A 2619-nucleotide genomic window follows, 5' to 3' on the forward strand; every position below is an offset into this window, starting at 1 on the left:
CTCTAAATTCTGCTGCACAAGGTGCATGTTCAGGGGGGGGTGGGGCTTACGCGGAAACATGGATCACAATTACTGCCGGATCAACAACAGCGGTCACAGTAGGCAGTGGAGGTACTGCTGGTGGTGCCAACTCAACGACTAGTGGTGGCGCGGGAGGGGCATCATCATTCGGTACTTATTTGGTCTGCCCAGGTGGTCAAGGCGGAACGACTACCGTACCTGGTGTGGGAGGCATAGCCCCGAGTTCAAATATCATTTCATGTAATGGACAATCGGGACAAGGTTCAACGACAAACCAAATATTAGGTGGTCAGGGAGGCTCAGCATTTTCGTCATTTGGTGGGTTAGCACACTTTGCGACCGCTGGTGATATTGGCGGGTATCCCGGAGGTGGTGGCGCGGGCGGTACCTCATCACAGTCAACATTTGGAGCGGGTAAAGGGGCGGCCGGATTAGTCATAATTGAGGAGTATGCATAATGACAATTGCAATGATGATGGGTAATTTCGCCTTAATAAAAGATGGTCAGGTTATCAACACAATTGTGTGGGATGGTGATGAAATTGACTTTGGCGAAGGGGTAACATCGGTTGAATTACCCGCTAATGTACAAGTTGAAGCGGGATACTCCTATGCAAACGGGTTTTTCACCGCTCCCCCACTGACAGCTGACCAAATTGCCGCCCAAAACGCCCAGAAACTTGCGGATAACTTGTCACAAAAAACGGCCTTGATGGATTTTTCCAGCGAGCGAATCTCAGTTCTGCAAGATGCTGTTGATTTGGATATGGCGACTGATGCAGAAACTGCGGCGTTGCCGCTGTGGAAAAAATATCGTGTGCTGCTGAGTCGGATTGATGCCAATACATCGGATGATGTTGTGTGGCCTGAAGCGCCATCATCTTAATCTCACATGCTGCCCCCTGGAGGAGGGGGCAGCATCGAGCTTACGTTAATTATGTAACAAAACTCAATTGGTAGTTGATGTTGAATTTAGTGGTGTTAAGATAATGCTGATTGACAAAATAGTGTTTTCGCAAGGAGTTGGCATGCATTCATTAGTACACCTAAATGCGGGCAATGAAGAGCTGCTTATCGCAGCCAATGACTCGAATGGTTTAGCTATTGATGGGGATAGTAGCGTAGCCCTGAACTCAAAATCACTCTCCAGAGTTACTAGCGTTTTGCCTGTTGCTACAGAATTCAATAGTGAAACATACGATATAAATAGAAAGCCTACTTATCCAATATTTCATTATTAATATAAGCACCCTAAAAAGGGTGCTTATATATTTAAATGTTTGACTTTATATCTTTTGCTATTATCTTATGAACTATCCCTTTATTAGGTAGAAGGATTTTTTCTAAATACTCCACCTCATTGCTTTTATCTTCAAGTGTTCCATCACTAAATTTATCTAGTAAAGACATGACACCAATAAAGTCGTTAGTTATGTGATTGCACTTTGCAGCAAGATATCCTAATTCGTTAAACTTGGCATGGTTTTCATTTTCTATAAAAATGGATGGTTTATGGAATAGGGGATATTCGACTATAAAAGATATCCCATCAGTGACAAGAACATCCGACCATTCAAATGAAGAAACATAGTCATAATCGAAGTCCGTACTGGTATTAACTAACGACTCCCATCTAGAGAGAAAATTATCAATACTATTTTTTGTTTCTTCAGACTTTGCTCGCATGAAATCAAAAAGAGCAGGGTGTGGTCTTAACTTTATATGAATGTTCTTATTTTCCTCAGCATAGCGCAAGAAGTCTAAATAGTTTTTATCGAATGTACCAAATGATAGCCATCCTTCATCTACGCTATGATGTGGAGCCCATAATATATTAATTGTTCGTTCTTTTTTATTAGTCCCTTCATAATTTCTAGTTTCTTTCATTTTAGTATGAATGTAATCCAGTTTCGGGTGTCCGAAATATCTGGCGTTCAATCCGCGCATGAGGGAGTTTTTGCACAATTCGGCATAAGCATGTTCTGTATCACAATAAATTCGCCAACTATTGTTGTGTAAGTCCTGGTTAGATTGGAAATCGAAATCAGTTCCCGATGAAATATTCTTTACTATATTTATTGCGTAGTATGGTACATAACACAACTTTGCAAAATTTATTTTATTTGAGCCAAATCCCGGAGGTATGTCATGATCCCATGGGGACTGCCTAAATATAACATCTGGCGATAATGTTGTGAGGATAGTAGATATATCTTTATCAGAGTAACTACTGATCCTCATATGATTTACACCGATTTTTGATAAGGCAGCACTGGTAATATCTTCACCAGAGTACCCCCCTACACCAGGGAATGATCTAGGGATGCTTGCGATAGTCACTCTCAAGTCAGGGTCGTTAGAAAATTCAAAGTACAAATTAGCAACTGAATACCATGTATTCATATTATGGATTAGAAATAATATGTGAGGCGCTACTTTATTATATTGATTTCGTTTTGAAATTATGTTTAAAATGCTCAGTATCGTTTTTGCTTCATCTCTTAAATCATTTGACTCTACTAAGTGTAGAGTTTCAGTGGATGTTTCTAATAATTTGTTGTTAGTTAAAAAAATTGAATCCAGCGATTTATTTATATC

The 2619-nt window shown here is 40.3% G+C and carries 3 protein-coding genes; 2 read left to right on the plus strand and 1 reads right to left on the minus strand.

The window, feature by feature from the left end:
• Positions 1-478: 478 nt before the first annotated feature.
• Together J1782_RS00335 and J1782_RS00340 are read left to right on the plus strand one after the other, a co-directional pair.
• Positions 479-907 carry a tail fiber assembly protein gene (locus J1782_RS00335; protein WP_254302866.1) on the plus strand — a complete coding sequence of 143 codons (429 nt, stop codon included), beginning with the start codon at positions 479-481 and terminating at the stop codon, positions 905-907.
• 142 nt (positions 908-1049) lie between these two features.
• Entirely contained in the window at positions 1050-1262 is a 213-nt protein-coding gene (locus J1782_RS00340; RefSeq protein ID WP_217151912.1) for a hypothetical protein, read from the plus strand.
• A 31-nt stretch (positions 1263-1293) separates the two neighbouring features.
• On the opposite strand, the gene J1782_RS00345 is transcribed toward J1782_RS00340, so the two are convergent.
• Positions 1294-2619: hypothetical protein (locus J1782_RS00345; protein ID WP_217151913.1), on the minus strand; the 1326-nt coding region annotated here is incomplete at its 5' end.

This window comes from Rahnella sp. BCC 1045 (assembly GCF_019049615.1).
GTDB classification, from domain to species: Bacteria; Pseudomonadota; Gammaproteobacteria; order Enterobacterales; family Enterobacteriaceae; genus Rahnella; species Rahnella contaminans.